Here is a 1651-nt window from a genome sequence, read left to right as displayed (position 1 = left end):
CGTTGAGGTTGCTCGACACCGCACGGTTGTCCGTGCTGCTGCGCGACAGAAAACCGTCGACCCGACGCGCCAGTTCGCGGAACTCTTCAGCCCCGACCTCGCGACGCATGAAGCGACCCCAATCGGTGCTCAGGGCCTGGGCTTCGTCAGCCAGGCCATTGACCACCGGGGTGGCGCTTTCCACCAGATCCATGGTGCGGTTGGCCGCGGCTTCAGTCAGCTTGACCACATAGCCCAGGCGTTCGGTGGCGTCGGTGATTTGCGACACTTCCTCGGCCTGCGGCATGTGCGGATCAATCTGGAAGTTGACGATCGCACTGTGCAGTTCGCGCGTGAGCTTGCCCACTTCCTGATACAGGCCGCGGTCACGGGTCTGATTGAGCTCATGGATCAGTTGCACAGCGTCGCCGAACCTGCCTTTTTCAAGGCTTTCGACCAGTTCGACCGCGTGTTTTTTCAGGGTCGACTCGAAATCGCCCTGTGAAGATTCGTTATGCTCCATAGCTCCCCCGCGCGTTCATCAGCCGATGCGTTCGAAAATCTTCTCGATTTTTTCTTTCAGCGCCTGAGCCGTGAAAGGTTTGACCACGTAGCCGTTCACACCGGCCTGGGCTGCTTCGATGATCTGCTCACGCTTGGCTTCTGCCGTCACCATCAGCACGGGCAGGTGCTTGAGTTTTTCATCGGCACGTACGTGGCGCAGCAGGTCGATACCGGTCATGCCCGGCATGTTCCAGTCCGTTACCAGAAAGTCGATGCTTCCGCTGTTGAGCACCGGAATGGCAGTGGTGCCATCGTCGGCCTCGACGGTGTTGGTGAACCCCAGATCACGCAGCAGGTTCTTGATGATCCGCCGCATCGTTGAGAAGTCATCAACGATGAGGATTTTCATGTTCTTGTCCAATTCGACCTCCAAGCAGTCTTAAACGCGCCCAGCACCTGGACGCGCCATTTCAATCAATCCGGCGTAGCACTCGAAGACTGTCTGGAGCACAACAGAGCAAGACCGGTGCCGTTCATCACCGCACCAGCCTCGTTCGCAGTGTCCCCACACTGCCTTCAGCGCGCTCGCCACTCCCCCAAACGCCCCCGCAAGCGGGCCGCGCACTGGCTGTGTAACTGGCTGACCCGCGACTCACTGACGCCAAGGACTTCACCGATTTCCTTGAGGTTCAGCTCTTCGTCGTAGTACAGCGCCAACACCAGTCGCTCACGCTCCGGCAAATTGGCAATCGCGTCCGCCAGTGCGGCCTGGAAACGTTCATCTTCCAGATCGCGTGACGGCTCAAGATGAGCACTGGCGCCATCCTCGTGCAGCCCTTCGTGTTCGCCGTCCTGCAACAGGTCGTCGAAACTGAACAGGCGGCTGCCCAGGGTGTCATTCAAAATCCCGTAGTAATCGTCGAGACTCAATTGGAGTTCGGCCGCAACCTCGTGATCTTTAGCATCACGGCCGGTTTTAGCTTCAATTGCCCGAATTGCGTCGCTGACCATACGGGTGTTGCGGTGAACCGAGCGTGGCGCCCAGTCCCCTTTACGGACTTCATCGAGCATCGCGCCGCGGATTCGAATGCCCGCGTACGTTTCGAAACTGGCACCTTTGCTGGCGTCGTATTTGGTCGAGACTTCGAGCAGACCGATCATGCCGGCC

General features: G+C 58.9%; 3 protein-coding genes. All 3 read right to left on the bottom strand.

The window, feature by feature from the left end; translation table 11 throughout:
- Nucleotides 1–502: protein phosphatase CheZ (locus DBR24_RS19045; RefSeq protein WP_146189085.1), on the bottom strand; the 502-nt coding region annotated here is incomplete at its 3' end.
- Between the two features lie 18 nt (nt 503–520).
- Nucleotides 521–892, bottom strand: coding sequence for a chemotaxis response regulator CheY (locus tag DBR24_RS19040; RefSeq protein ID WP_003183998.1), 372 nt, complete (start codon nt 890–892; stop codon nt 521–523).
- A gap of 167 nt (nt 893–1059) precedes the next feature.
- Nucleotides 1060–1651, bottom strand: a 592-nt coding sequence (fliA, locus tag DBR24_RS19035) for an RNA polymerase sigma factor FliA (protein WP_146189084.1), incomplete at its 5' end; no start/stop codon positions are given.

This window comes from Pseudomonas sp. HMWF006 (genome assembly GCF_003061205.1).
Classification (GTDB): domain Bacteria; phylum Pseudomonadota; class Gammaproteobacteria; order Pseudomonadales; family Pseudomonadaceae; genus Aquipseudomonas; species Aquipseudomonas monsensis.
This window is presented reverse-complemented; position numbering and strand designations above follow the sequence as displayed.